This is a genomic window from Elusimicrobiales bacterium (assembly GCA_041651175.1).
GTDB lineage: Bacteria > Elusimicrobiota > Elusimicrobia > Elusimicrobiales > Elusimicrobiaceae > JAQTYB01.
Genome location: JBAZJT010000005.1, coordinates 1 through 25,714, shown reverse-complemented (window position 1 = coordinate 25,714; position 25,714 = coordinate 1). Strand labels below are relative to the sequence as shown.

The window sequence follows — 25,714 nt, the reverse complement described above, 5'->3', positions numbered from 1 at the left end:
ATATCTCCTCATTGCGTTACCGTGAAAGTCCAGCGCATTTTGCCCCAGTTCCAGTTATACACATTGTCGGACACATCCACTTCCACGACATGCGTTCCCGCCGGCAGTGTGAATCCCCCGCCGTACCACGGGTTGCCGCATGTCCCCGCCGGGGCGGAGGGGTTCTGATACAGCGTGCCGTTGCCATAGCAGCCGCTTGCCGTATCGTCCACGAGATACAACGTCGCCCTCACGCCCGATGCGCCGCCGTGCGACTGCGGGTCCTGCGCCGAAATCGTTATGACCGTTCCCGTAGTTACCGCAACCGGCGCAGCCGAGGATACCGTTACCCCGCCCGCCAGAACGGCCGCCGCGGGGGATGTGGCATCCGCAAATACCGGTGTGGATTGCAGAATTTCATAATCCCCGTAATACCCCGCGCTGCCGTAGGCCACCGTATGCTGCCCTTCCGTAAGGCCTGCCGCGATAGCGGCGCTGTCAAAAGCGACAAACTGGGCCGTAGTGTCCGCCGTCAGCCCTGCGGCAATCAGCGCTGTTGACGGGTCCACCGCGTAATAGGATTTTGACGCATTCTCGGCATACAGATACGCATACAGCGGCTGGCCGTAGACATTACTTCCGCTGTCGTAAAGCCCGCAGAACAGCGTTTTCTTTATGTCTATGTGCAGTGTATTGACCGCTTCCGTATTGCCCACATTGTCAATGGCCGCGTAATAAACCGTATGCGTTCCGGCGGACAGCGCGAATTCGCCCGGATATATCGGGTTCGCGCAGCTCCCCGCCGGCGCGGCGGTTGACACCGCGCCGTCAAGCCACCCGGGGCAGGCGGAGGTGGCAACATCCACCAGATACGCCGTCCGCTTTATCCCCGAAAAAAACCCGCCCGACGGCGAGTCCGCCGGCCATAAAGTTATCCGCACTCCGCGCTCAAAGGTATGAATCCCCGGTCCCGGCTCTATCGCGGTGTCGCTGGCGCTGGCGACGGTGTACGGCGCCAGCGTGTCCGCATACGCCATCAGCGTTTTCAGCGGCTCATACTGCTGATAAGTGTTGACGCTGCCATACGATATCGTGTGATACCCTTCCTCCAAATCCGCCGCGGACACCGCGCCCATGCTGAAAAACAGCGTAGTCTCCGGTGTAAGGCCCTGCGTCAACACCTTGCTGTTTGTGGAATCCAGCACCACATAACCGGTTCCCGAACTATCGGGGTATACCACTACCGACACCGCATTGTTTATATAAACCGTGGAATCCGCCGCCACATAGTAAGTGGAGCCAAACTCCAGCGAGCTTGATGCCACCGGCAGCGCCACCGCCGCAGTTGAGCCAAGCAAAGCATACACCCCGCCGATGTCCGGCAGCACACCCTGCACCGCGCTGGGCAACACCTGGCTGTCCAGCCGGGTTTGCGGCAGCCCCTGCGCGTCCAGTTGCCATATTGCCAGCGTATTCGCCTGAACGCCCGCCGCGGCAAGCTGCTCTGCGGTGTAATAAATCTTCAGCGTTCCGCCCTCCTCGGCATGGTCCTGGACGAAGACATACACGTCCTGCCCGGTCGGAGCAATCAGTCCCTGTCCGCGCAAAAACACCTCCTGGATTTCCCATACCGAATACGGTCTTACTATCACCATCCCCGCCGCGCCGCTTTGCAGCGTCGCCGCGCCCGGCGGGCTGGATTCATCCGTCCGCGCCGTGCTGCCCTGCTGCCTTGCGATGATAAAGGTCTCATTGCCTCCGGGCGTGAACAAGGCCGTGTTTATATTGCCGTAACCGTCCGGGGTTCCGGTAATGTCAACCAGTCCGCCCCCGGTCTGCCGGAAAACATGTATGGATGATACCGGGTCCCCGCCCGTGTTAAGAAACGCCAGCCGCACCCCGCTTGGCTGCCCCTCCCCGAAATCAAACGAGCAGCCGTACCCCGCGCTGTAGGCATAATTAAATTCCGCAGGTTCCCCGCCGGGGCTTGACTGCCGGCAACTCACCGCCGGCTGTGTTGACGCGCTGAAATCCGCCACATACACCCCCGCCCCAACGGAGCGCGACGGCAAATCGCCAGCCCCTTCTTTCACCTCAAGGCCCAGGAGGCGCGAATAATAGAAGCCGGACATGTTCACATGCACCTCATATGCCGCATTACAATCCGACGCGGGTCTATCCGGAAATCCAACACACTGATAGCCAAGCAGCAAATTGCCGGTAACTGTTACAGGAATGGCGCCGGTAGACTCTGTTATCTCAAGATATTGCCTGGCGGGCGCAATTGGATTTGTGGGTGTAGATTCGGCCGGGGTTTGACATAATTCCGCTCCATAGGGAATAATTTCTGTTCCATTTCCGCACTGGCAACCATACCCATCGCAAATCAGGTCGGTGTTTGCAGTGCTGTCCAAAGAAATGCTGCAAAATGTGTGAGGACCTCTTATATACACATTCGCGGGGTAAAAACAGGGCGTGGGGTCCCATGTCAGAAAAATCCTTCCATCTACTATCTCGTAACTGATGCTGCCGACATTTGTTCCGTTCACAGTTGTAATGCTGGAACCCAATGACGCCGAAATGACAGGAGCCGGCCCGCCGGGTATCCAGTCAAGAATTTTTGTAGAACTGGTTATCGCGCCAGCGGCTACTCGCGTGCCCTTTGATATAAACGCCACCCAATTCCCGTGGTAATCCAAATAGGCGGAAGGAAGGTCAATCTCTCCGCTTGCAATGCTGCCTGCTTGAGTGAGATATGTCCAATGGGTATGGTCAGACGCGGTAAATGCATATCGCATTTGCCGCGACGCGCCGTGAACATCAACCGCTTCAACAATATATTTGTGCGTGTTGTATCCGCCCGCGGCCACTGTTGAATAGCTCAATCCTCCGACATCCCACGGAACCGTGGCGGACAGAACGCCATACAACTCCTGTGTATCCAGCGTGTTTCCCGCGTCGTCGCGCAATACCGCGCGGTTAAGCGGCAGCGCGGAGTTTATCTGCGTCTCAAAATGCACCGATGCCGTCGGGTTCAGCGCGGGGAGATCCTCTTGCGGGTCATACCAGTCGGTGAACTTGACGATATCGCCCGGCCCCAAATTTATTTGCGACGACAATGTGGCAGTGTCCAGCGATATGGTCATGCTGTCCAGCGCGAACGACATGCTCACTGTTTCCGTGTCGCTGCTGACCGCGGAAATGCCGTATTCCCCCGGCTTCATGTTGTACATCCTCACCTCGTACGAGACCGGCAAATTGCTGTAAAGCTCGTAATGCGTCCCAGCCGGCACGGTTACCGAGGGTTCCAAAAGCTCCGCCGTTGAAGTGGCGTCCGAGGCCAGCGTTATGATAATCGTCATGCTGCTGACACCGGTGGGATCGACGGCCCCCGCTACAACGGTTGCGCTGGCGATGCTCATCGGCGCGTGCCAGCATAGCGAGCTGCCGTCCAGCATATACACGCTGTCCGCTATAGCCGGACGCACCGCGAATTTAACCGGTTCGCTGAACATGGTCTGTCCCGGTTCCGCCCCGGTGGATATGACCAACGCATAAGACGGCTTCGGCCCCGGCGCGGCGGCCAGCGTCCCGGCGGGTATTGTCCCGCGCCATGTTTTCGGGCTGTCGGACGGCGGCGGCCCGACTTTACTGACGGCAAAAGCCGTTGTCGCCCCGTCCATCAAAGCGGCGGTGAATGTATACGTTGACACCGGCTTGCTGAAGTCCAGCCGGAAATCAATATCGGCCCTTGCGTTGAACTTGCCGTCAACATCGGTAACATATGCGGCTGCGGCGGTGTCCCAATGAACGGAATAAACGGTGTTCCCGGATTGGGAAGCCGTCATTGTGCTTATATACAGCGGTATCGCGACGCTGAATGTCGTAGTTGAATAATTCGCCGCCTGGTCTATTGCGCGGATTGCGTATTGCCCATCCGCCATATCGCCGAACACGCGAAGCCCGTTATCTACGTTGGTGAAGGTCCTGTCTGTGCCTTCGTAGTAATCCCCCTTGTCAAAGCCGTTATTTGAAGCAACAAGTTGGCCGGTATTCACCCCGTCCCGCCAAAGCTCAAGCCGACCGGGACCAGAAGTGTCGTCCTCCACATTCACGCTTATGCCTTGCGTGGTGACGGTGTCGCCGTCAAGAATAATGCGCCCGTCGGAATCCTTAACCGTTATAACGGGATAATCCTCCAGTGCGGGAATGAGTCTGGCCTGCTGATGGCTGGGAAGCAGATAAGACGGGATGCGACTAGCATAATCAATAAATAATTCTGGATTCGTAATGATGGTATTATCATCAAAGTGCACTATAGGTAAATTGTTGGCAGTATAAGCATACTCTACCATTGCATCACAACGCATTCCCCTTATCTGGTCCATTTGAAGGGTGCCCGTTCCATTACGAATCAAATACACGTAGGCGGCATCATAAAATTTGCCGACGTAATGCACCTTATGTTCTCGTAACTCTTTAATGGTTTGGATGACATATCCCCTTTCCCGTCTAGTCAAAGAACTGCTTGGATGTTTATATGCGCCATGGAAAGTTGTTTTATCTATGAAAGTTTGCAACGCGTTCGGGACAATACCATCTTCCGGATTGCCAAGCATTTCCAGCACAAGGCTTTGGGTTTTGGCATCGGGATTTCCCGCTGTGTATTCCCAGAAAGCTCCGGCATGAACGTTAGGTAATTTCCATGGTAAGTTCCGGTATACAACATCCGCTTTCTCCTGGTGATATAAATTGCCATCGCCTGCCCCCGCAATTCCCAATGCAGAAAGGAATGTCAAGACAAAAAAGGAAACTATTCGGTTCATCTCGTGTCCGTGGTTTTTAGCAACTTCCTTTTTGCTTCTTCAAGACGTTGCACGTGCTTCTTCCAACGTTCCTCTTGCCGGTTAATTAACGTAATGGTTTCCCGGATTTCGGCTTTAACTGCCGGATTTGTCTCCTTATTCTGCGCAGATTTTAGAATCTCTAGTATGTGGTCCACGCCTTTTTCATGTTCTGCCGTCATTTTCAATGCTTTCACAGCGGATATTCTGGTTTCCAGATTGCCGTCGGCAAGCTTACGCTGGAAAATAGCAACAGGTCTTTCAAGCGCAGGAACCCTGGGTAATCCGGTTCGTGCTATCAAATCCAATGCGGCCTGTGCATCCTTTCCGTTGACGGAATCTATGTAATCGCAAAGCATGTTCGCGTCTATCCAGAATAGCTTGTTCAATCCAATTTCTCTGATGCGAGGTATAATGCGCTTGAAATCTTGTGGATCATGGAGTTCAGAAGCAGCATGCATAAACAATGTTCGGTCGTTAGTGGTATCCACAACCTCTCTTATCATCGGCAAGGCTCTTGCCTTGTTTATTCTTGCTAAAAGGGAATACTTCAGGCATTCCTCAATTATTCCCCTCTTTGCCAGACTTTCTATTTCATCATAGGCATCATCGCCGGATAACGCGCAACCAACAAAGGGCAAAATGCTATCTTGCTCGTCTTTGCCCCCTTTCTCAAGAACATTTATGAGGAAAGGCTTGGCATATCCGCTATCGCCGTATCTGCTAATCAAAATGAGAAGGTTCGCTTTTATGCCTTTTGCAATATCGCCCGTCCCGCTTATTTCGTTATACTGAGTTATCAAATCCCGGGAAAGCATCTTTTTCGTTTTCTCCAGCGGAAGTTTTCCCCTCCTGCCTTCAACCAATTGCAAGGCTATATGGAATCTACCCAGCAATTCTATTTTATCCGAGCCTCTGGCTCTCTTTATTTTCGGGAGCTGCCCACTGATAATCGCTTCAATTTCCGGGTCCTCCGGCGCATCAACCGCCGCCACGGCGGGTTTTGCCATTGCTGTCTTTCCCGCCGGGTTCGCCGCCCGTTTATCCGCCGCGCATACGAACGGCGGAAACGCTGCCGCCAACGCAAAAAACGTCCCAAACGCCGCCGCCAAAACCTGTCCGTTGGTTTTCATAAAATCCCCTCTGCGCCTCGACTGCAAATACCTTATCTTTTTAGGGTACTCCTTGTCAATATCACAAATTCCCCTACATAGCGCAACGCCGGTTAATTACGCAAACATGGACACCGTTTCCGTGTCGCTGCTGACCGCGGAAATGCCGTATTCCCCCGGCTTCATATTGTACATCCTCACTTCGTATGAGACCGGCAGATTGCTGTAAAGCTCGTAATGCGTCCCCGCCGGCACGGTTACAGAGGGTTCCAAAAGCTCCGCCGTTGAAGTGGCGTCCGAGGCCAGCGTTATGATAATCGTCATGCTGCTGACAACGTTGGGATCCAGGGCCCCTGCTACAACGGTTGCGCTTGCGATGCTCATCGGCGCGTGCCAGCATAGCGAGCTGCCATCCAGCATATACACGCTGTCCGCTATAGCCGGGCGCACCGCGAATTTAACCGGTTCGCTGAACATGGTCTGTCCCGGTTCCGCCCCGGTGGATATGACCAACGCATACGACGGCTTCGGCCCCGGCGCGGCGGATAATGCCCCCGCCTTAATCACCCCGCGCCATGTTTTCGGACTGTCGGAAGGCGGCGGCCCGACTTTGCTGACGGAAAAAGCTGTTGTCGCCCCGTCCATAAGCGCGGCGGTGAATGTATAAGTTGACACCGGCTTGCTGAAATCCAGCCGGATATCAATATCGGCCCTTGCATTAAATTTATTGTCAATGTCGGCGATATATGCGGCTGCGGCGGTGTCCCAATGGACGGAATAAACGGTGTTCCCGGATTGGGTGCCGACGATAGTCTTTAACCTGAATGGAACAGAGACATAGAAAGCTTTTGTGAAAGAGTTCCCCGATTGGTCCACGCCCCGGATTGTGTATTGTCCATCGGGCAAATTATTGAACGCAAAAAGACCGGCGTCGCCGTTGGTGAATGTCCGGTCCGTGCCAATATAATAATCCGCACCGTCAAAGCCGGTGTTTGAGGCTATAAGCTGGCCAGTATCCACTTCGCCCCGCCAGAGCTCAATCCGCCCGGGGCCGGAATCAATATCGGCGACATTCACGCTGATGCTTGGCGTATTGGAAACGCCACCATCGGGAATAATCTGCCCGTCGGAATTGAAAATCGTGATGACAGGAACCGCCACCATGGACGGGTCCATGGCGGCCCTTTGGGTGGAGGGGTATATATCCCTTGCGGCAGCCGCGGCAATAAATGCATCCGGATCGGAAATTATTGTCCCGCTGCTTGGCCCAAGCCGTAAAATCGGGAAACCATTTGCGGCATATGCGTATTCCACGACGGCTTCACAGCGCATTCTCCTTATTTGTTCAAGCTGAAGCGAACCCGTACCATCACGCTCTAAGTATTTCGTAATGGCATCATACCAGCTTCCAACGTATTTAACGCCAGCTCTCCGCAAGTCATTCATAGTTTCAGCAATATCCCTTCGTTTATAATAATCTGGTTTTGTTGGATGTGTTGTCCACGCGCCCCGATATGACGCGGCATGTTTGAAATTCTGAACCGTGTTTGCAAATATGCCGTTCTGTGGATTGCCCAGCATTTCAAGAATAAGATGATTATTTTCATCATCGGGATTCCCCGCCGCATATTCCCAAAGCATTGCCGCATGCTCGTCATAAAATCCGGCATATTGCAAATCACGATAAATGGCATCGGCTTTTTCCTGGGCATGGGCTATCCCGGATATGCACGACGCAGACAAAACAGCACCAAGAAATATTATTCTCATTTTGTGTTTTCGGGCAGTGGCCGCCGTTGATATTCTTTTGGAAAATACCTTTCCATCCGCTCAATAGCGGCTAATGATGTTTGGGCTTGCATTCTGATACCAGCGTCCGGATCATTTTTTTGCAGGTCTTTTAGCACATCCTTGATATCCGCCACGTTCACTGTTCCGGAAGCTCCAGTGGCCATTCCTTTCAGAATTTTCACTATCAGAATCCTGATTCTGGGGTCTTTGTTTTTGAGCTTGCGAACCAGCATGGGCACCGCTTCCGGCGATGTGTTTGTCCAATCCTTTGCAAGAAACTCAAGAGCCAAAAAAAGCTCCTCCCCTTGACTGGAATCAATATAGGCGGCAAGAAGGTCTTTATTAACCCAAGATAGTCTTGGCACGCTCATTCCAAGTTCCTTTACACGGTGAATAAAACGTTTGAAATCCTGCGGATTGCGACAGGTATCTTGAAGTCTCCAAGCAGCATAGTAAAACAGATTTTTATCCTTTGTGGTATCCACAACCTCATTTATCATCGGCAAGGCTCTTGCTTTGTCTATATCCATCAAGAGAAAGTAATGCCACCCATTATCAATCATTCCGCGTTTAGCAAGACTTTCAACTTCGTCGTAGACATCCTTCCCGGACAAGGCCCGTCCTGCGGCAGATCTTAGAATCATTGCGCGTTGTTGATATGTTGTTTGTTCCAACATACCCATAAGAAATGGTTTTGCATATTCGGTGTCGCCATATTTGCTGATTAAGTCGAGTATATCTTCTTTTATGCCCGTTGAAATATCGTCTGCCCCGGTTATTCCTTCATACATAGCTATCAATTCTCTGGAAAGTGTTTTCTTCGTTTTTTGTAACGGAAGTTTTCCTCTCCTGCCATCAACCAACTGTAAATTTATCTGGAGCTTCGCCAATTCCTGTATCTTGTCCGAGCCTCTGGCTTTTTTAATTTTCGGGAGCTGCTCACTGATAATCGCTTCAATTTCCGGGTCCTCCGGCTTATCAGCCTCCGCCACGGCGGATTTTGCCGTTGCCGCATTCCCCGCCGGTTTCGCCGATTTCGCCGCCATTTTGCCCGCCGTTTGCTGCTGCTTCCGCGCATTCCCCGCCGCGCATACGAATGGCGGAAACGCTGCCGCCAACGCAAAAAACGTCCCAAACGCCGCCGCCAAAACCTGTCCGTTTGTTTTCATAAAAATCCCCTCCGCGCCCCGACTGCAAATACCTTATCTTTTTAGGGTACTACCTGTCAACTATTGCAAATCCACCTATGTAGCGAAATTCCGGTTAATTATGCAAACATGCTCACTGTTTCCGTGTCGCTGCTCACCGCCGAAATGCCGTATTCCCCCGGCTTCATGTTGTACATCCTCACCTCGTATGAGACCGGCAAATTGCTGTAAAGCTCGTAATGCGTCCCAGCCGGCACGGTTACCGAGGGTTCCAAAAGCTCCGCCGTTGAAGTGGCGTCCGAGGCCAGCGTTATGATAATCGTCATGCTGCTGACAACGTTGGGATCCAGGGCCCCTGCTATCACGGTATGGCTTGCGATGCTCATCGGCGCGTGCCAGCATAGCGAGCTGCCGTCCAGCATATACACGCTGTCCGCTATAGCCGGGCGCACCGCGAATTTAACCGGTTCGCTGAACATGGTCTGTCCCGGTTCCGCGCCGCTGGAAATCGCCAGCGCATAAGACGGCTTCGGCCCCGGCGCGGCGGCCAGCGTCCCGGCGGGTATTGTCCCGCGCCATGTTTTCGGGCTGTCGGACGGCGGCGGGCCGTCCCGGCCTATGGAAAATGCCGTTGTCGCCCCGTCCATAAGCGCGGCGGCAACCGTATAAGTTGACACCGGCTTGCTGAAGTCCAGCCGGAAATCAATATCGGCCCTCGCATTGAACTTGCCGTCAACATCGGTAACATATGCGGCTGCGGCGGTGTCCCAATGCATAAGCTGCGTAGACCAGCATTGCGCCAGCAGAATTCAGAAGTTGTAGGCGGCTATGAAGCGGAACTCGTCATATTGTATCCCGCCCATGCTGTGCGAATGAGTAACCGCCGCCGCCTTGGCGGTGAAGGACAGTCCCTCCCATTTCCCGCCGCAATTGTATTTCAGCACCAGATTGCCCTCCCGCTGCTGCGGGCTTGTTATATCGCCGCTATGTATATAGGCGCGGGTCATGTCTATATAAGAATAAAATCCGTTCAGCCCGATCCCGGTGAAGTCGTATCCCAGGTGCAGAAGCCAGGACCGCTCCCCGGACATATCGCAGTCTTCCTCCATGATGGAGGTGTATCCGGGATAGCCGCCCCAGGGGTTTACGATATCGTGGCTGCGCGCGGCCTGGGTGTAGCCGGCGGCCCAGTCAAAGCCGCCGCGGGACATGCCGAATCGGATGCCCGTCTCCGCCGCGCGTATGCGCCCGCCGATTGCGCCGCCCGTGTCCACCTGCGCCAGCGCCTGCGCGGACAGCGTCGTTTTCCAGCCGCCGGCGGAACCGCCGATATCGCCCTGGAAATAGGTGGTGTTCATGAAATCCCATGCCTGGTAGTTCCAGAACTGGAATTTATATCCGGGTGCGGGCGTAAAAACCGCTCCGGCCATGGTTACCTGATAATCCGTGTTGTCAAACCCCGCCGCCTGCGACATGCTTACGAAATTGGTCGCCGTCCATGTCTTGATGCCGGTTATCTGCGACAGCGTAACCTTCAGCCCCGGCGCGAAGCTTTTGTTTGCCGTATACGCCTCGTAGGTGACGGGGACCATTTTGGCGTCATGCGCGTTTATGAACGGCGTGTCTATCATCTGGCGGAACAGCACAATGTCCGCGCCGCCGCCGGAGTATTCCAGATAGCTCTGTCCCAGCACGGAAAACCCTTTCTGGCCCGGGGCCAGCAGGCTGGCGCCGTCCCATTCCTCCGGGGAGAGGAAAAATTTCTGGGATGTGTATCCCCCCAGCCCAAGCCGGATTCCCCTCCACGCGGGGGAGCGGTAGCCCGCATATCCGCCTATTGCGTTGGACTGGTTTATCACCGCCGGGTTGGAATAGTAGTTCCGGTCCATGAAATAATCCCTGAACTGGCCTTCCGCCGTGCCGCCGAAAATGGCGGATACCCAGGCGTGCGCCGGCGCGCAGGCCGCAAAAACGCAAAACACTGCCGCTGCAATCCGCACTGCGTGTTTTTTGTACATGCGCGGATAGTAGCAAACATTGCCAAAACAAATAAAGCTGCGCGGCTTATGCTAAAATACGGCAATGAGAACGGCGGCCCTGATTGCGCTTGCGCTGATATTTCAACAACCGGCTGTTGCGGAAAATTCCTGTTCGCTTCCCGTTCCAACCGCGCGGCATCTGCCGCGCTGGCGTGGGTTCAATCTCACCGACAAACTCCATATCCTGATGTGGCGCGGGCCTTATTCGGAAGAGGATTTCCGCCTTATATCAAAGCTCGGTTTCAATTTTGTGCGCCTGCCGATAGATTACCGCGTGTTTCTGAAAGACGGCGACCCGGAAAAGTTCGACGAGGCGCAGCTTAAAGAAATAGACCAGGCGATTGAATGGGGCCGGAAGTATTGCATACATGTGTGCCTCAACCTTCATCGCGCGCCCGGCTATACCGTGGCGGAGCCGCCGGAGCCCGCCAGCCTGTGGACCGATACTCAGGCGCAGCGGCTTTGCGCGCTGCAGTGGGTGATGTTCGCAAAACGCTATAAGGGCATTCCCTCAAACAGGCTGTCTTTCAATCTCCTTAACGAGCCTGCTGGCGTGAAGCCGGGCCCGTATATAAAAGTGGCGTCCCTGCTGGAGGCGGCCATACATAAGGAAGATCCGGACCGCCTGATAATCTCCGACGGACTTCAATACGGCACCATCCCTGTGCCGGAACTGGCCTCTCTGCCCAACGTGGCGCAGTCGACGCGCGGCTATTATCCTCATAACCTGACGCAGTATACCACGAAGTGGAAGCATATTTTTACGCCTTCGTGGCCACTGTGCGATAAGCCGTCCGGACGCCTGGCGCCGGCGCGTCCCGGCATAGTGAACGGTCCTTTTGAAGCGGTTACTGGTTTGCGGCTGCATGTCCTCAACGGGTCGCCGGGCGCGGAACTGGAAATATCTGCGGACGGCAAAACGCTCTGGTCCGGCACATTTGCCGCTGGCAGTTTTGGACGGGACTGCCGCGCGTCAATCCCAGCCGGAGCCGGGCATGTGCGGCTGCGCGCGGTTTCCGGCTGGCTGGAGATAAGCGAGATGGGTTTTTCCCGCGCAGGCGCGGCAGAGGATGTCATTGAAATGGATCTTAATCCAGCGCGTAAACCCCGGCCTTTCGGTTACAAGCCAGGCCGCCACCCGCCGTTTACCGGGCTTAAAAACGACGGGCGCAACCGGCTTTGGGTGAAATGCGTAGCGCCCTGGGTGGAGGCGCAGCGGCAGGGGGTGGGCGTGATGGTGGGCGAATGGGGAGTCATCAGCAAAACCCCTCATGATGTCGTTTTGCGCTGGGCGGAAGATTCCCTTGCCAACTGGCAGGATGCAGGCTGGGGCTGGGCACTGTGGCAGTTCCGCGGCGATTTTGGAATACTGGACAGCAACCGTTCCGATGTGCATTACGAGGATTTTGAAGGCCACAAGCTGGACCGGCAGTTCCTGAACCTGCTTCAGAAATATTAGTTGCGCTCTTCAATCATGGCCGCCCATCCGCCGGCGCGGGGACATCTGATATTCTCTTTTTCCAATACCTGCAATATCTGTTTGCGCCTGCCCGCCGGCACCACGATTATTAGAAGCTTTTCAAGCGGCACGGGATTTGTGAAAACAATCTCATTCTCGTCTTTTTGCAGCAGGTAATGCTGTATATAATAGGCTGTTCTGCCGGGGCTGGCCGCCGGGCTTGCCGACAGCGGAGTGTATGTCCCGTAATCCCAGAAAGGGTTTATAAGATAATCTCCGCGGTCAAGGAGCGAGAAATCAAAGCGCAGCTCCACGTCGCCCCAGGCGAAAGGTTTCGGGGCGTCATGCCGGTGCAGTTCAAGATATACCCCCGGCAGGGAGTCGCCCTCGCTGTTGTTCCAGTAGCTTCCCGATCTTGGCAGCAATCGGCCCTCGCGCAGCACGGCGGCAAGCCATTTTGCTTGCATCTGATGCTGCAGCGACGAGTATTTCCGCGCATCAATCAGTTCCGAGATTTTTCCGGCGGGTTTTGCGCCGTCGGATTGCAAAATGCCGCGATACTCTTCCGCGGGAAGCTCCGGCCCGGCGAAAACTGCCTCCTCATTTCTTCGCTTTTCCAGAAAATCAGGCAGTTTGCTGTCATACCAGCGTCTGTTCAGTTCATCCCGCAGCGATTTCGCGCTGTCCGGGACGGTTGTGGAAGGGGCCTTGCAGCGGAATTTGTCGCTGGGAAATGCCTCCGGCAGAAAAAAAACGGAGACCATGAACAGCGCTATTGTTTTTTTTATGAGGACAGCCATCAACCCTTCTCCGTAGAACGCATTTCGCAAGGGAAGCGTGGCGGGCGCAAGCCTGTTTAATATTTTATGCGCAAAGCGGCTTTCCCCGCATGGGCCGGAAGGCCCATGCCAGTGCAGGAAAGCGCAGTGATTTCGCGCGCGGAACGCGGACGGCGTGTTACGGCTGAATGTGCAGCGCCGCATGGGCGAAAACCTTCGCGTCGCCCAGCAGGTTGGAGAGAAGGCTGTACTCGTCCGGCATGTGCGCGTTCTCCACCAGCCTTGAGTAAACCACCACATGAAATCCCAGCCGGCGCAGCGGCGCGGCTACCGTGCCGCCGCCTATGCCGGTGGGCCTGGGCTTTGCGCCGTGGACTTTTTTGACGCCTTCCACCACAAGCTTGGCTATTTCGCAGTCCGGCGGCGTGGCGGGCGCGGCCTGCGAGCGCTGCACCGTTTCCATCGAGATGGCGACTCCGCGCCGCTTTTCCACGGAGTCGGCTATGCGGCGGATTTCGGCCAGCACCTTGTCCAGATCGTATTCCGGCAGGACGCGGCAGTCCAGATAGAAGACGTCGTCGCCGGGGATGGTGTTTACGTTGGGGACGTTGGCTTCTTTTTTGGTCGGCTCGAAAGTGCTACATTTGGGGGCGAACAGCTTGTCCTTGCCATTGAATTTGCGGTAGAGCGAGCTTAGCCTGAACGCCATTTCGCTGCCCGCTGCGAAGGCGTTTATGCCCGCGTCCGGGGTGGAGGCGTGGCATTGCTTTCCCGTGGTTTTTATCTTGAGCCAGAGTATGGATTTTTCGGCCACTTCCACCAGGCTGCTGTCCGGCGCGCCGGCGTCGGGAACTATGAAAACGTCGTTTTTGCCGAAAAGCTCCGGCCTTGTTTTGAGGACGTATTCCACGCCGTATTTGCTGCTGGTTTCCTCGTCGGCGTTAAACAGCAGCGCCAGGTCGCAGGCGGGGCGGAGGCCAAGCTCCATCATCGCGCGCGCCAGCACCACGGCGGAGACTATCGCCTGCTGGTTGTCCTCCACGCCGCGTCCGGTTATTTTGTCGCCTTCGCGGCGCATGGTGTAGGGGTCGCCGCTCCACAGCGACAGCTCGCCCGGAGGCACTATGTCGGTATGCGCCATTATCCAGATGGTTCTGGCGGAGCTTTGGCCCCTGTAGCGGGCTATGAGATTGGGGCGCACGCCGCCTTTGGCGCGCGGGTCCGGCGCGTCCACGCGCAGGAACTCGTCAAATTTAAGTTTTCTGATTTCCCTCTCAAGGTATTCGGTCTTGGCGAGTTCCCCCTCCCCGCCGGAATCCGGCGAGACCGCGGGGATGGCGGTAAGCCCGGACTGAAGCTCCGCCGCGTACTCGGTGAAGGAATCTATTTTCGCGAAAAGCTGTTTTTCCATAAATGCACCTCTGGCAAAAATTGTATATTAAATCCCGGCATGAAAACATCTTATCACGCGGCAGCGTCCGCAGCCGCCGCCGGCGGGATTTACATGTGGACCAAATCCGCGCCGCTGGCCGTCTCCTGCCTTGCAAGCGGCATATTCTGGGATGTGGACCACATAGCCGACTTCCTGGCGTTTTCCGGCGAGAAAATAAGCCTCTCCGGCTTTTTTTCCTGGTGCGACGACGCGCGCTGGAAACGGGTTACCCTGCTGCTGCATTCCTATGAGTTGTACATCGCGGGGGCGGCGCTGGCGCTGCTGCGCCTGCCGGCGGAGCCGGTGTCGCACGGAATCCTTATAGGGGCCGGACTGCACCTGGCGATGGACCAGATGGGCAACCGCCGCCAGCCGGACGGCAAGCTGCTGCACCCCTGTTTTTATTTCCTGACTTTCCGGCTGCTGTCCGGTTTCTCGCGCGACAAGATGGTTACTTCACCTCAATAACCGGCGGCTTCTCGAAATGTTTTGCCACGAGGCAGCCCTGGGCGGCCCGCACCATCTGGGCCTTAAGCTCCTCCGAAAATCCGGGGGGCAGCGAGAACTCCAGTGTGAATTTGGTTATAAGATGGGTCTGTTCGTCGCGGACCGCCGTGGCCCGCGCCGATACTCCGGTTGTGTCTATGCCCTTTCTCTGCAAAAAGGCCACGGCATACAGCGAAGAGCAGCTGGCCAGCGAGGCGGCAAACAGCTCCAGCGGAGTGGGGGCCGCGTCCTGCCCGCCATTGTCCTGCGGCTGGTCGGAAAGTATGCTATGCCCTCTCACTCGGGCGGACACCTGTTTTCCTCCGGGAAAGCTCAGTTCCAGTTCCATGACAGCACCTCCAGCGGTTTGCCGGAAACAGGGCCATGATACCATTTTCCGCAACGGCGCAAAGCCGTGGTATAATGAAATTATGACTAACCGGTCAGTCATCAAGACCGCAAAGCGCGGGGCCATACTGGCCGCGGCGCGGCGGCTTATGGTAAGGCGCGGCTTTGGCGACGTGCAGCTTGACGAGGTCGCCCGCGGGGCCAAAATAGCCAAAGGCACGCTGTTTCTTTATTTCGAGAACAAGGACGAGCTTGTGCTTGCCGTGTTTGAAAGCCTTTACGAGGAGCTGGGCGGCAGGCTGGGCGAGTTGTGCGCCGCCGGGCTTCCTCCGGAGGAGCTGCTGCGCTGCACGGTGGAAACCGTCGTCGGGCATTTTGACAGCAACCGGGATTTCACCGCCGCGCTGGCCAGCGGCAAGCTGACGAATTTCAAGTGTTACGGGCGTTTCGCGGGCAGGATTTCGGCCAATCTGGACAGGATGACGCGCATCATCAAATTATGCGCCGCGGGCGGGCTTGTAAAATCCCGCGACGCGCGCTACGAGGCCTCGCTTCTGTTCGGCCTGTGTCGCAGCGGGACAATGCACCGCATCATCACAGGCAGGCGGCTTTCGCTGAAATACCGCGTGGACAGGATAATAGCGCTTTTTCTGGACGGCATGAGGAATAAAAGATGAGGGTCTTTTTCGCGTCGGTTTTTATATGCCTCTCCGGCGCGGCTTTCGCCGCGGACGGGGAGGCGCTGTCGCTGGAGCAGGCATTTTCAATGTCGCTGGCAAGAAGCGAAACGCTGGCGCAGCAGGGCGAGACCGCCGCCGGGCTGGAAGCGAAAATAGCCGAGATGGAGGCCAATCTGCGCCCCCGTGTCTCGCTGTTCGGCACGCAGATATGGCAGGACACTCCGGGCGCGGCGGATGTGAGCGGCCCCATGGCTTCCACCAAGCCGCAGTACGGATTCAACCTGCATCATGCGCTTTATTCGGGGATGCGCGACATGCTGTCCGTCAAGTCCGCCAAAACGCAGGCAGGCGCGGCCAGGCAGGCATACGAGCGGGCCAGGCAGCTTCTTTATCAGGACACGGCCCAGGCGTACATGAATTTGCTGTTTTCCGCGCAGGAACTGGAGATACGGCGCGCGCAGATTGAGTTAACCCGTTCCCGGATAACGGAGCTTTCCGCGCGGGAAAAGATAGGCCGTTCCCGCGCCAGCGAGGTCATGGCGGCGCGGTCCCAGCTTGCGCTAAACGAGGCGCAGCTGGCCCAGGCGCTTGGCAGCGCGCGCGTTTACCAGTGGACGTTCCGCTTCCTGACCGGGCTGGAGTCGGACGCGAAAGTCCAGTCCATGCCCCAGCCGGAGCATGCGGACATAAAACCCTATCTGGCGGCCTGCGTCCTGCGCCCGGACGCGGAGCAGCAGCGCAGGAACATAGAGGCGGCGGATATTTTTGCCGACAGCCAGTCCCGCCAGAAGCTGCCGTCCGCCGCTGTGGACGCCAACTATTATCTGGAGCGGCCCTCCGGCTCCGCCGAGCATGTGTACTGGGACGCGGCTTTTTCGTTTTCCCTGCCTTTGTATCTGGCCGGTTCCGTTGACGCGCAGGTTAAAGCGGCGCAGTCCGCGGCGCGTTCTGCGCGGCTGGGGCTTACGCTGGCCATGCGGCAGGCGTATACCGACGTGCAGTCCGCCTATGACGGGCTGGCGTCCGCGCTGCATCAGGCGCGCGCGCTGGAGGCCGCATTCTCCGCAGCCAGGGCCAACAGCAAGGCGCAGGAGGACGATTACCGGCTGGGCCTGGTTACAAATCTGGATGTCCTGAGCGCCCAGTCTTCGGCGGAGGATACGCGGCTGCAGCTTGAAGCCGCCAAGGCCGCCGCCGTGCTTGCCAAAATCCGGCTTGAAGTGGCCGCAGGAATGAAATGACGCTGTCCGACGTCTCCATAAAAAACCACGTGTTCGCGTGGATGCTGATGATAGGGCTGATCGCCTTCGGCGCAATCGGTTTTGGCCGCATGGGCATAAGCCAGCTGCCGGATGTGGATTTCCCCGTCATAAACGTCTCGCTCACTCTGGAAGGCGCCGCGCCCGAGGTGATGGAAACCCAGGTGGTGGACATCGTTGAAGACGCGGTGATGGGTATACAGGGAATAAAGGAAGTTTCATCGGTTTCGCGGCAGGGGCAGGCGTCGGTTACCATAGAGTTCAACCTGGATCGCGATATAGACGTGGCCATGCAGGAGGTGCAGTCCAAGCTTTCGCAGGCGCAGAAAAATCTCCCGCACGAGATGGACCCCCCCGTCGTAACCAAAACCAACCCGGAGGACCAGCCGATACTCTGGGTGGCCCTTACCGGCAACAGGCCGCTTAAAGACCTGATGGCCTATACCAGCGATTATCTCAAGGACCAGATAACCACCGTGGCCGGCGTGGGCGACGTGAACATGGGCGGTTACATTGACCCCAACCTGCGCATCTGGGCCGACGCCGACAAGATGGACCAGCGCCAGCTTACCGTCAGCGACATAATAGCCGCCGTCTCGCTTGAGCATCAGGAAACCCCCGCCGGCTACATAGACACCCCCGACAAGCGCGAGGTGAACGTGCGCGTCATGGGCGAGGCCGCCACGCCGCAGGAGTTTGCCGATATAGTCATCCCCTCGCGCAGCGGCGCGCCGATCTGGAAGACTTTCCGCATAAAGGACGTTGCGCAGGTGGAGGACGGCCTCAACGATATACGGCGCGTCGCGCGCTCCTGGGGCGACACGCCGGCGGTGGGAATGGGAATACTCAAGCAGCGCGGCTCCAATGCGGTGGCCGTGGCGCGCGCGGTGAAGGCCAGACTGGCCGAGGTGCAGAAAACCCTCCCCGCCGGAATGAAAATACAGGTGCTAAACGACTCCACCCGTTTTATAGAGGATTCAACGCATGAGCTTACATTCACCCTCATACTCTCGGCGATACTGACATCTCTTGTGTGCTGGCTGTTTCTGGGCTCCTGGACCTCCACCCTGAACGTGCTTCTTGCCATACCCACCTCCATAGTGGGCGCGTTCATAGTGCTGTATTTCATGGGGTTCACCATCAACACCTTCACGATGCTGGGCCTGTCGCTTGCCATAGGCATTGTGGTGGACGACGCCATCATGGTGCTGGAAAATATAGTCCGCCACAACGAGATGGGACAGGGAAGGGTGCGCTCGGCCATACTGGGATCGCGGGAAATCACCTCGGCGGCGGTGGCCGCGTCCATAGCCATTCTGGCGATATTCGTGCCGGTTATATTCATGCAGGGGATAATAGGCAAATTTTTCTACCAGTTCGGGGTTACGATGACGGCGGCCGTGATGCTTTCCCTGCTGGAGGCGCTGACGCTGACGCCTATGCGCTGCTCGCAGTTTCTGGAGACGGAGCGCTCCTCCTGGCTGGCCAGGCGGACGGACGGGCTCCTTTCCCTGCTGCGCGGCGGCTACCGCGCGGTTCTGACGGCGGCGCTTAATCACCGCTGGAAGGTGGTCCTGACAACCACGCTGATATTCGCCGGTTCGCTTACCGCGCTGTCCAAAATCAAAAAGGAATTTGTGCCGCCGCAGGACCAGAGCCGGTTCATGGTCAGGATACAGACGCCGATAGGCTCCTCGCTGGATTACACCGCCGGCGTTTTGCAGCGCGTGCAGCAATGGGTTATGAAGCGGCAGTTTGCGGACAGCTATCTGGCCACTGCCGGCGGCGGGCCCGGCGGCAGCCAGGTCAACACCGGCGCGCTTATGCTTAACGTCAAACCCTATGACCGGCGCGAGCCGCTTTCGCCCGGCGGCAAAAGGCCCACACAGCAGGATTTGATGCGCCTTGCGCGCAAGGATATCTCAAAAATCCCCGGAATGCAGCGCGCAGTGATACAGGACCCCTCGCTTGCGGGTTTCACGGCGCAGCGCGGTTTTCCGGTGGAGTTCACCATACGCGGCCCCGACTGGAACAGGCTGGCCGGTTTCAGCCGGCAGTTCATGGACCGGATGACCGCCTCCGGCAAAATGCTGGATGTGGATACGGATTATCTGGAAGGAATGCCGGAGGCCCGCGTCATCCCCGACCGCGAGAAGGCGGCGGCGCGCGGCGTAAGCATCGCCTCCATAGCGGATTCGGTCAATGCCATGGTGGGCGGCGTGCGGGTGGGCAAGTTCACCAAAAACGGCAAGCGCTACGACATACGGCTGCGCGTCATGGACAAGAACCGCGAAAACGCCCAGGATATAAAGAAAATCTGGGTGCGCAACAATCACGGAGAGGTCATACGGCTTTCCGACGTCGTTCACATAGAAACAAAGCCCTCGCTCCAGTCCATATCACGCAGGAACAGGGAGCGCGCGATTTCAATTTACGCCAATCCCGCGCCCGGGTCTTCGCAGGCGGAGGCGCTGTCCGAAGTTGAAAAAATAGCCGGACAGATTTTGCCGGACGGCTACCGCGCCGTGATGTCCGGCAGCTCGGCCACTTTCAGGGAATCGTTTGACAGCCTGGCTGTCGCGCTGGCTTTGGGGATTTTCGTGGCGTATATGGTGCTGGCGTCGCAGTTCAACAGCTTTCTCCATCCGGTAACGGTGCTGATGGCGCTGCCTTTCAGCGTTACGGGCGCGTTTCTGGCGCTGGCGATATCCGGGCGGACGCTTAACATATACAGCATGATAGGCATAATACTGCTCATGGGCATAGTCAAGAAAAACTCCATACTGCTTGTGGATTTCACAAACCTGAAAAGGCGGGAGGGCATGGATGTGCGCGCCGCGCTGCTGGAGGCCTGCCCCATCCGGCTGCGGCCCATACTTATGACATCGGTCGCCACCGTAACCGCCGCCCTCCCCCCCGCGCTGGGGCTTGGCGCCGGGGCGGAAACGCGCATCCCGATGGCCATTGTAGTCATCGGCGGCGTGATACTTTCAACGCTGCTTACCCTGCTTGTGGTGCCCTGCGTTTACAGCCTGCTTTCCGGGCTTGAGGGCCATAAGCATGATGCCGCGCTTAAAGAGGCGCTGGCGGAGCTTGGCGAACTTCCCGCCGGAGGACAAAAATGAACCCGGTCATTGAGAACATCAAAAACCGCCGCAGCGTCAGGAAATACAAGACGGAGCCGCTCATAAAAGAGCATCTTGACGCCATACTGGAGGCCGCGGCCTATGCCCCCAGCGGGCATAACGACCAGCCCTGGCATTTCACCGTCATCCGCAACAGGGCGCTTATAGACCTCCTCAGCTCCAGGACAAAGGAATGGATGGCGAAGCAGCCGCAGGACTGGATGTCCGCCATGGGCAAAAACCCGGAGTTCCATGTGTTTTACAATGCCCCGGCGGTGATAGCGGTTTCATACAGAAAAGACGCGGTAAGCCCGCAGGCCGACGTGTGCGCGGCCATACAGAACATGCTGCTCGCCGCAGAGAGTCTGGACATAGGCTCCTGCTGGATAGGCCTGGCGCGGTATGTGCTGAAAACCCCGGAAGGCGCGGACCTGGCGGCAAGGCTGCAACTGCCCGCGGGCTATGAGCCGGATTATTTCGTAACGCTGGGCTACAAAGCCGCGGCGCATCCCAAACCGCTGCCGAGAAGGGAGGGAGTCGTGAGCTACATAGACTGACCGGCAAACGTTGAAACCATGTGGAAATCCGCCGACATATTTCCTAATATAGTACAGGCGGGCGGGCGTGCCTGGCGTTATGGCAATTTTCCGCCGCGGGACGGTTTATGCAGACCAAAAAGAAAATACTGATGATAGACGACGAGGAAACGCTCTGCCGGCTGGTCAAGCTCAATCTGGAAAGCACCGGCATCTACGAAGTTGATTTCGCCACCGATCCCCGGGACGGCATCGTGCGCGCTCACTCGTACAAGCCCGATTTGATACTTCTGGATTTGATGATGCCCCACATGGAGGGTTCCGATGTGGCCGAAAAGCTGCTGGAAACCCCGGACACGGACCGCATTCCGGTCATATTCCTTACCGCGCTGGCCGACAAGGGGCAGGTCAGCGCTGCCGGCGGCACCATAGCGGGGCGCAGTTTCATAGCCAAACCGGTAACCACCAGCGAGCTTATCCGCCGCATAGAACAGGCTCTGAGATAGCATTTCGCGGCGGTGGCGGAGGATGCTTATGTCATTCGGAAGCAGGGCGGTTGAACAGCAGGGTGTCAGAATTTCCGGCGATCCGTCGCTGGTGAAGCTGTTCTCCTCCGTGGTGCAGCAGCGTGGCAGCATAGACGTCAACGAGCTTGCCGCAAGGCTGGCAGCCCTGATTCTGGGCTATGCCGTCAAGGAAGGCGTAAGCGACGTGCATTTTGACCCTTCCGACACGGTGGTAAACCTCCGTTTCCGGCTGGACGGCCAGCTAAAGGACATGCTGGTCTACCCCAAGCGCGAGTTTCCCATAACCGCGCGCATCCGCGTGATGGCGGATTTCTCCCCCCAGGCCACCACCACATATACGCCGGAAGACGGCAGATTCCAGGTCAACGTGGACGGGCATCTGGTGCAGTTCCGGCTTTCCTCTTTTCCGACCATATTCGGCGAAAAGCTCGTGCTGCGCGTGCTGGACATGGGCCAGAACACGCTCAATCTCAACGCGCTGGGTTTTATGCCGGACATGCTCACCAGGGTGCGCGCGCTTACCTACGCGCCCAGCGGCATGTTCATAGTCGGCGGGCTTACCGGCTGCGGAAAAACCACCTCGCTTTGCTCCATTCTCAATGCCCGCCGCAACGAGGAAATCAACATAATGACGCTGGAAGACCCGGTGGAATACGTTCTTCCGCGCGTGTGCCATTCGCAGATAAACGTCAAAACCGGATTTACTTTCGCCGAGGGGCTGCGCACCATACTGCGCCAGGACCCCAACGTGGTCATGCTGGGCGAAATCCGCGACAACGAGACGGCGGAAATCGCCTTCCGCGCGGCGATGACCGGGCATCTGATATTTTCCACGGTGCATGCCTCCTCTACCACGGGGGTAATCCACCGGCTGCTGGGCATGGGGATAGAATCGTATATCATCGCCAGTTCGCTTATCGGCGTGCTGTCGCAGCGGCTGGTGCGCAAGGTCTGCCCGGACTGCGCCCAGCCCGTGCCGCCGGACATCAATCTGATACACACACTGCTAAAGCGCAACGACCCGGTCTATACCAAAGCCGTGATGGAGATAATAAACCGTCCCGGCGGGCGCTTCGTGAAGGGGCGCGGCTGCCCCGCCTGCCATAACAGCGGCTACAGAAGCCGCACTGGGCTTTTTGAACTGCTTATCCCCAACGACCTTATGCGCAACTTCATAGTCGCCAAAGGCAGCGTGGACGTGGCCGAAATGCGCAAATGCGCGCTTTCCACCGGCATGAAAACGCTGCTTTTGGACGGGCTGGAAAAATGCCATGACGGTATGACCACTGTGGAAGAAATCGCCAAGGTTGTAGACGAGACTTTCTGATTTTCCCCCCCATGAAAAGGCTTGCCGCGATAGCCGCCTGCGCCGCGCTTGCGGCGCTGGCCGCGCGGTTGTTTGTTTTTGAGACCATCTATATCGCCAGCGGCTCCATGGAGCCCACCCTGCACACCGGCGCCGATTTCTTCCTGGACAAGGTAACCCTGCGGCTGCGCCCGCCCCGCCGGGGCGAGATAGTGTCGTTTTACCTGCCGGAAGTGGCCGGGCATGAATCCGTCAAGCGGGTGATAGCCGTGGGCGGGGACACGGTGGAGATAAAAGCGAAAAAAGTTTTCCTCAACGGGAAGGAGCTATACGAGCCGTATGCCCAGCACATCCGCCTGAACGAGCGTCTTGCCGGCGACGACATGCCCGCAGTTGCCGTGCCGCCGGACAGCGTATTCGTGCTGGGCGACAACAGGGACGCCTCCCTTGACGGCGCGACCTGGAAAAACGACCGCGGCGAGCGGATAATATTTCTCCCCTTGGGCCGCATAACCGGCAAACTGCGCGGCCCCTACCGGGAGTATTAACCTGCAGTTGGACAGCAGAAATCCCCTCCCTCAATGGTTGCTGTTCTATCAGGGAAATTCCGATTTATCTGCGGAAATATGCGTAATCTGCTGGTTATCTGCGTTTAACCGCAGCCGCGTCAACGTTGAATGAGCAAACGGGCGCAGCTTGCGCGGCGGAAAAAGCAAAACCGGCGTTGCCGCGTGTGGCCCATGCTTTCAGTTCCCCCGCCCGCAGAAACCATCAAGCGGGTTCTCTGACGAAACAGCATTTCACCGCAGATAACCCGCAGATTACGCAGATTGACGCAGATTAACAACTCCGCCCCGTTACAATCCGCGTGGCAATTCGCGGATTTATCCGCGAAGCGGCAATACGGCGTTGGGATAATCCGCTGCAAAATGCTATAAAGAATTTGTCATGGCAAGCCGAAATTATGCGGATGTGGAAACCGCGCTTCGCGCGCGGATGGACATTTTGCGCGCCAGGTATCATGTTAAACGAATAGGCGTTTTCGGCTCATTCGCGCGCGGCAGCCAGACGGCGAAAAGCGATATTGACATACTGGTGTCTTTTTCCGTTCCGGTGGGGCTGTTCCATTTCGCGCGCACGAATAGCTATATAAAATCCGTTCTGAAACGCAGGGTGGACCTGTCCACCTCCGCCGCGCTTAAACCGGCAGCGCGACGCTCCGTCCTTGGTGAGGTCAGATACATAGCATGACGCGGGACACAAAGCTTTATTTAGACGACATCCGCGCGGCAATAGCCAAAATCCGCCGCTATACCCGCAAAATGAACGGCTCCGAATTCAGCAGGGATGATAAAACCGTATTGTGGTAGAAGTCATGCCTAGCGCAAATTATCAACTTCTCAAAAGTAATCCTAGACAGCCTGCAATTGATTATTATTTTGCCGGAGTCCGTTTTTTAAACCAGATACTTTACGATGAACGAGAAAACGGTGTTCGTGTCGCATCGTGGGCGCGTAAATTTGTTTCATTGGTCGACCATTCCTATACTACGTTTGACCCAGTAATAATTGGAAAAAATTTGAAAAAAGCTTGGGGTTATTTAGATAAAGGCGGCTTAAAACAGCAGCCATCTTTTTTGGCTGATTGGAGCCAATTAACAACAAGTTGGCACAATTCTGCGACATCTCCCATATATCTTCCATTTGGACATTGTCTTAAGACACTCTCAGAGCATTGGGATATGGGTATATGGCTGACGCAGCATAAGCTTATACTCGGCATGGTTATCGGAGATATTGGGGCCGCCATCTTCAAGGCCAAACGTGCGAATATCGAAAAGAATTTTCGTAACGAGTTGGATGCAGTGTTTATACAAAATCCTTCCGTGAAAACGATATTAGATTTGCATCATATGTTTGGTGTCTCCAGCCAACTGCTTTTAGCCGGGTATACCCCAAAGCTTCTTGGGTCTGCTGCTGGACAAGCAAAAGCTCCAGATATAGAATTCGATGCCGGGGGTGGTAATAAATACTATATTGAAGCGACAAGGAAGGAACCCCTTGCCATAAAGTCAGAGCGGGACTTGGTAGTAGATGCTATAAAAGAAAAAGTAAAAAAGGTTGCCCCAGCGGCATCACCTAGCTATGACCCGTGCATCATTTCTGTTGATATGACTAGTACCAATTTTTCTATTGGTGAAACATCGCTGGATAGAGCAAATATTGTGCCTAGTTTGCATGGCCTTATTTATTTGGGGTATAAGGATGCGCAGTTCAATTCGCAATTACAACCTTACAATGATGCATTGTCCGCTGCTTCGTTGCTTACAGCATATTATCGGCGTAATGGGTATGGCATAGGTGGGGTATTGGTGTCTCGCGGGCAAATGTTAAAAATCGATTCTGAAGGGATAGCACAGGCTGAAGGTTCTTTTTGTGTGTTGCATAGAGATTTCGAAACAAAAATTCCAAAGGCTATTTCCAGATCGATTTATATTATTGATTCTTCATGCATTCCATCAGGTTTTATTCCGTAAATCTGTTTTTTCCCATCTCATGATATCATAGACCACACACACCGATGTTAAGTCCATCTCATAGGCAACTTCCTTCGGGGCTTTGCCCTGCTTAAGCTGTTTTAGGATTTCCTTGTCACACGGATGCATTTACGCGGATTTCCGCAGATAAAAAAATTCCCTTGTTACGAGTTCACTTGTCCGGCGGCGGATTCGGGGGAATCGCCTCCTGACTTCGCCAACGGGACACCCAGTGGTTATTGACGGATAATGTTGTAAAGCTGCTGTTGTTCCGCGTCCATTCTCAATAACTGCTTCTTTCTTTCTCCGTGTTCCGGCGCATACTCCA

22 protein-coding genes are annotated in these 25,714 nt (G+C 56.1%); 13 read left to right on the top strand and 9 right to left on the bottom strand.

All coding sequences use genetic code 11. From position 1 onward, the window contains the following. Positions 1 to 8: 8 nt before the first annotated feature. From WC421_04125 to WC421_04115, 3 genes are all read right to left on the bottom strand, one after another. Positions 9 to 4,367: a hypothetical protein gene (locus WC421_04125; GenBank protein ID MFA5161414.1), complete on the bottom strand. Its 4,359-nt coding sequence runs from the start codon at positions 4,365 to 4,367 to the stop codon at positions 9 to 11. Between the two features lie 434 nt (positions 4,368 to 4,801). Beyond that, a complete protein-coding gene (locus tag WC421_04120) occupies positions 4,802 to 5,956 on the bottom strand; it encodes a hypothetical protein (GenBank protein ID MFA5161413.1) in 1,155 nt (384 codons plus the stop codon). Between the two features lie 96 nt (positions 5,957 to 6,052). Next, positions 6,053 to 7,111 (bottom strand): hypothetical protein, encoded by a 1,059-nt coding sequence (locus WC421_04115; GenBank protein MFA5161412.1) that lies wholly within the window; start codon positions 7,109 to 7,111, stop codon positions 6,053 to 6,055. 348 nt (positions 7,112 to 7,459) lie between these two features. Between WC421_04115 and WC421_04110 the strand changes: the two genes are divergently transcribed. Next, positions 7,460 to 7,735, top strand: coding sequence for a hypothetical protein (locus WC421_04110; protein MFA5161411.1), 276 nt, complete (start codon positions 7,460 to 7,462; stop codon positions 7,733 to 7,735). Here WC421_04110 and WC421_04105 read toward each other — a convergent pair. The 3 genes from WC421_04105 to WC421_04095 all read right to left on the bottom strand — a co-directional run bounded on the left by WC421_04105 (position 7,702) and on the right by WC421_04095 (position 10,892). After that, on the bottom strand, positions 7,702 to 8,895 hold the full coding sequence (locus tag WC421_04105; GenBank protein ID MFA5161410.1) for a HEAT repeat domain-containing protein: 1,194 nt from the start codon (positions 8,893 to 8,895) through the stop codon (positions 7,702 to 7,704). The two genes, WC421_04110 and WC421_04105, sit on opposite strands and share 34 nt — an antisense overlap. A 98-nt stretch (positions 8,896 to 8,993) precedes the next feature. Further along, the gene (locus WC421_04100; GenBank protein ID MFA5161409.1) at positions 8,994 to 9,650 is read right to left on the bottom strand and encodes a hypothetical protein; all 657 of its coding nucleotides are present in this window, start codon (positions 9,648 to 9,650) and stop codon (positions 8,994 to 8,996) included. Between the two features lie 33 nt (positions 9,651 to 9,683). Further along, a complete protein-coding gene (locus WC421_04095; protein ID MFA5161408.1) occupies positions 9,684 to 10,892 on the bottom strand; it encodes an OprD family outer membrane porin in 1,209 nt (402 codons plus the stop codon). Positions 10,893 to 10,956: 64 nt separating this feature from the next. Here WC421_04095 and WC421_04090 point away from each other — a divergent pair, with 64 nt between their 5' ends. Next, positions 10,957 to 12,372, top strand: coding sequence for a cellulase family glycosylhydrolase (locus WC421_04090; GenBank protein ID MFA5161407.1), 1,416 nt, complete (start codon positions 10,957 to 10,959; stop codon positions 12,370 to 12,372). Here the strand turns inward: WC421_04090 and WC421_04085 are convergent. Both WC421_04085 and WC421_04080 read right to left on the bottom strand, forming a co-directional pair. Next, positions 12,369 to 13,172, bottom strand: coding sequence for a hypothetical protein (locus tag WC421_04085; GenBank protein MFA5161406.1), 804 nt, complete (start codon positions 13,170 to 13,172; stop codon positions 12,369 to 12,371). The two genes, WC421_04090 and WC421_04085, sit on opposite strands and share 4 nt — an antisense overlap. A 157-nt stretch (positions 13,173 to 13,329) precedes the next feature. Continuing rightward, complete coding sequence (locus tag WC421_04080) at positions 13,330 to 14,562, bottom strand: M20 family metallo-hydrolase (GenBank protein ID MFA5161405.1); 1,233 nt, start codon at positions 14,560 to 14,562, stop codon at positions 13,330 to 13,332. Positions 14,563 to 14,601: 39 nt separating this feature from the next. Between WC421_04080 and WC421_04075 the strand changes: the two genes are divergently transcribed. Beyond that, positions 14,602 to 15,051: a hypothetical protein gene (locus WC421_04075; protein ID MFA5161404.1), complete on the top strand. Its 450-nt coding sequence runs from the start codon at positions 14,602 to 14,604 to the stop codon at positions 15,049 to 15,051. Here the strand turns inward: WC421_04075 and WC421_04070 are convergent. Then, positions 15,035 to 15,418 (bottom strand): OsmC family protein, encoded by a 384-nt coding sequence (locus WC421_04070; protein ID MFA5161403.1) that lies wholly within the window; start codon positions 15,416 to 15,418, stop codon positions 15,035 to 15,037. The two genes, WC421_04075 and WC421_04070, sit on opposite strands and share 17 nt — an antisense overlap. Before the next feature lie 82 nt (positions 15,419 to 15,500). On the opposite strand from WC421_04070, the gene WC421_04065 reads away from it, so the two are divergent. The 10 genes from WC421_04065 to WC421_04020 all read left to right on the top strand — a co-directional run bounded on the left by WC421_04065 (position 15,501) and on the right by WC421_04020 (position 25,386). After that, positions 15,501 to 16,094: a TetR/AcrR family transcriptional regulator gene (locus WC421_04065; protein ID MFA5161402.1), complete on the top strand. Its 594-nt coding sequence runs from the start codon at positions 15,501 to 15,503 to the stop codon at positions 16,092 to 16,094. Next, positions 16,091 to 17,338 (top strand): TolC family protein, encoded by a 1,248-nt coding sequence (locus WC421_04060; GenBank protein MFA5161401.1) that lies wholly within the window; start codon positions 16,091 to 16,093, stop codon positions 17,336 to 17,338. The genes WC421_04065 and WC421_04060 overlap by 4 nt, the downstream gene beginning before the upstream one ends. Beyond that, the gene (locus WC421_04055) at positions 17,335 to 20,481 is read left to right on the top strand and encodes an efflux RND transporter permease subunit (GenBank protein MFA5161400.1); all 3,147 of its coding nucleotides are present in this window, start codon (positions 17,335 to 17,337) and stop codon (positions 20,479 to 20,481) included. Before WC421_04060 ends, WC421_04055 begins: the two co-directional genes overlap by 4 nt. Beyond that, positions 20,478 to 21,038, top strand: a complete 561-nt coding sequence (locus WC421_04050) for a nitroreductase family protein (protein MFA5161399.1) — start codon at positions 20,478 to 20,480, stop codon at positions 21,036 to 21,038. The genes WC421_04055 and WC421_04050 overlap by 4 nt, the downstream gene beginning before the upstream one ends. 107 nt (positions 21,039 to 21,145) lie before the next feature. Beyond that, complete coding sequence (locus tag WC421_04045; protein MFA5161398.1) at positions 21,146 to 21,523, top strand: response regulator; 378 nt, start codon at positions 21,146 to 21,148, stop codon at positions 21,521 to 21,523. A 28-nt stretch (positions 21,524 to 21,551) separates the two neighbouring features. Then, entirely contained in the window at positions 21,552 to 22,871 is a 1,320-nt protein-coding gene (locus WC421_04040) for a GspE/PulE family protein (protein MFA5161397.1), read from the top strand. A gap of 11 nt (positions 22,872 to 22,882) precedes the next feature. Continuing rightward, the gene (gene lepB / locus WC421_04035; protein ID MFA5161396.1) at positions 22,883 to 23,398 is read left to right on the top strand and encodes a signal peptidase I; all 516 of its coding nucleotides are present in this window, start codon (positions 22,883 to 22,885) and stop codon (positions 23,396 to 23,398) included. 400 nt (positions 23,399 to 23,798) lie between these two features. After that, positions 23,799 to 24,101 (top strand): nucleotidyltransferase family protein, encoded by a 303-nt coding sequence (locus WC421_04030; GenBank protein MFA5161395.1) that lies wholly within the window; start codon positions 23,799 to 23,801, stop codon positions 24,099 to 24,101. After that, positions 24,098 to 24,220, top strand: coding sequence for a hypothetical protein (locus WC421_04025; GenBank protein ID MFA5161394.1), 123 nt, complete (start codon positions 24,098 to 24,100; stop codon positions 24,218 to 24,220). The genes WC421_04030 and WC421_04025 overlap by 4 nt, the downstream gene beginning before the upstream one ends. Beyond that, on the top strand, positions 24,214 to 25,386 hold the full coding sequence (locus tag WC421_04020) for a hypothetical protein (protein ID MFA5161393.1): 1,173 nt from the start codon (positions 24,214 to 24,216) through the stop codon (positions 25,384 to 25,386). Before WC421_04025 ends, WC421_04020 begins: the two co-directional genes overlap by 7 nt. The last annotated feature ends 328 nt before the right edge of the window (positions 25,387 to 25,714 follow it).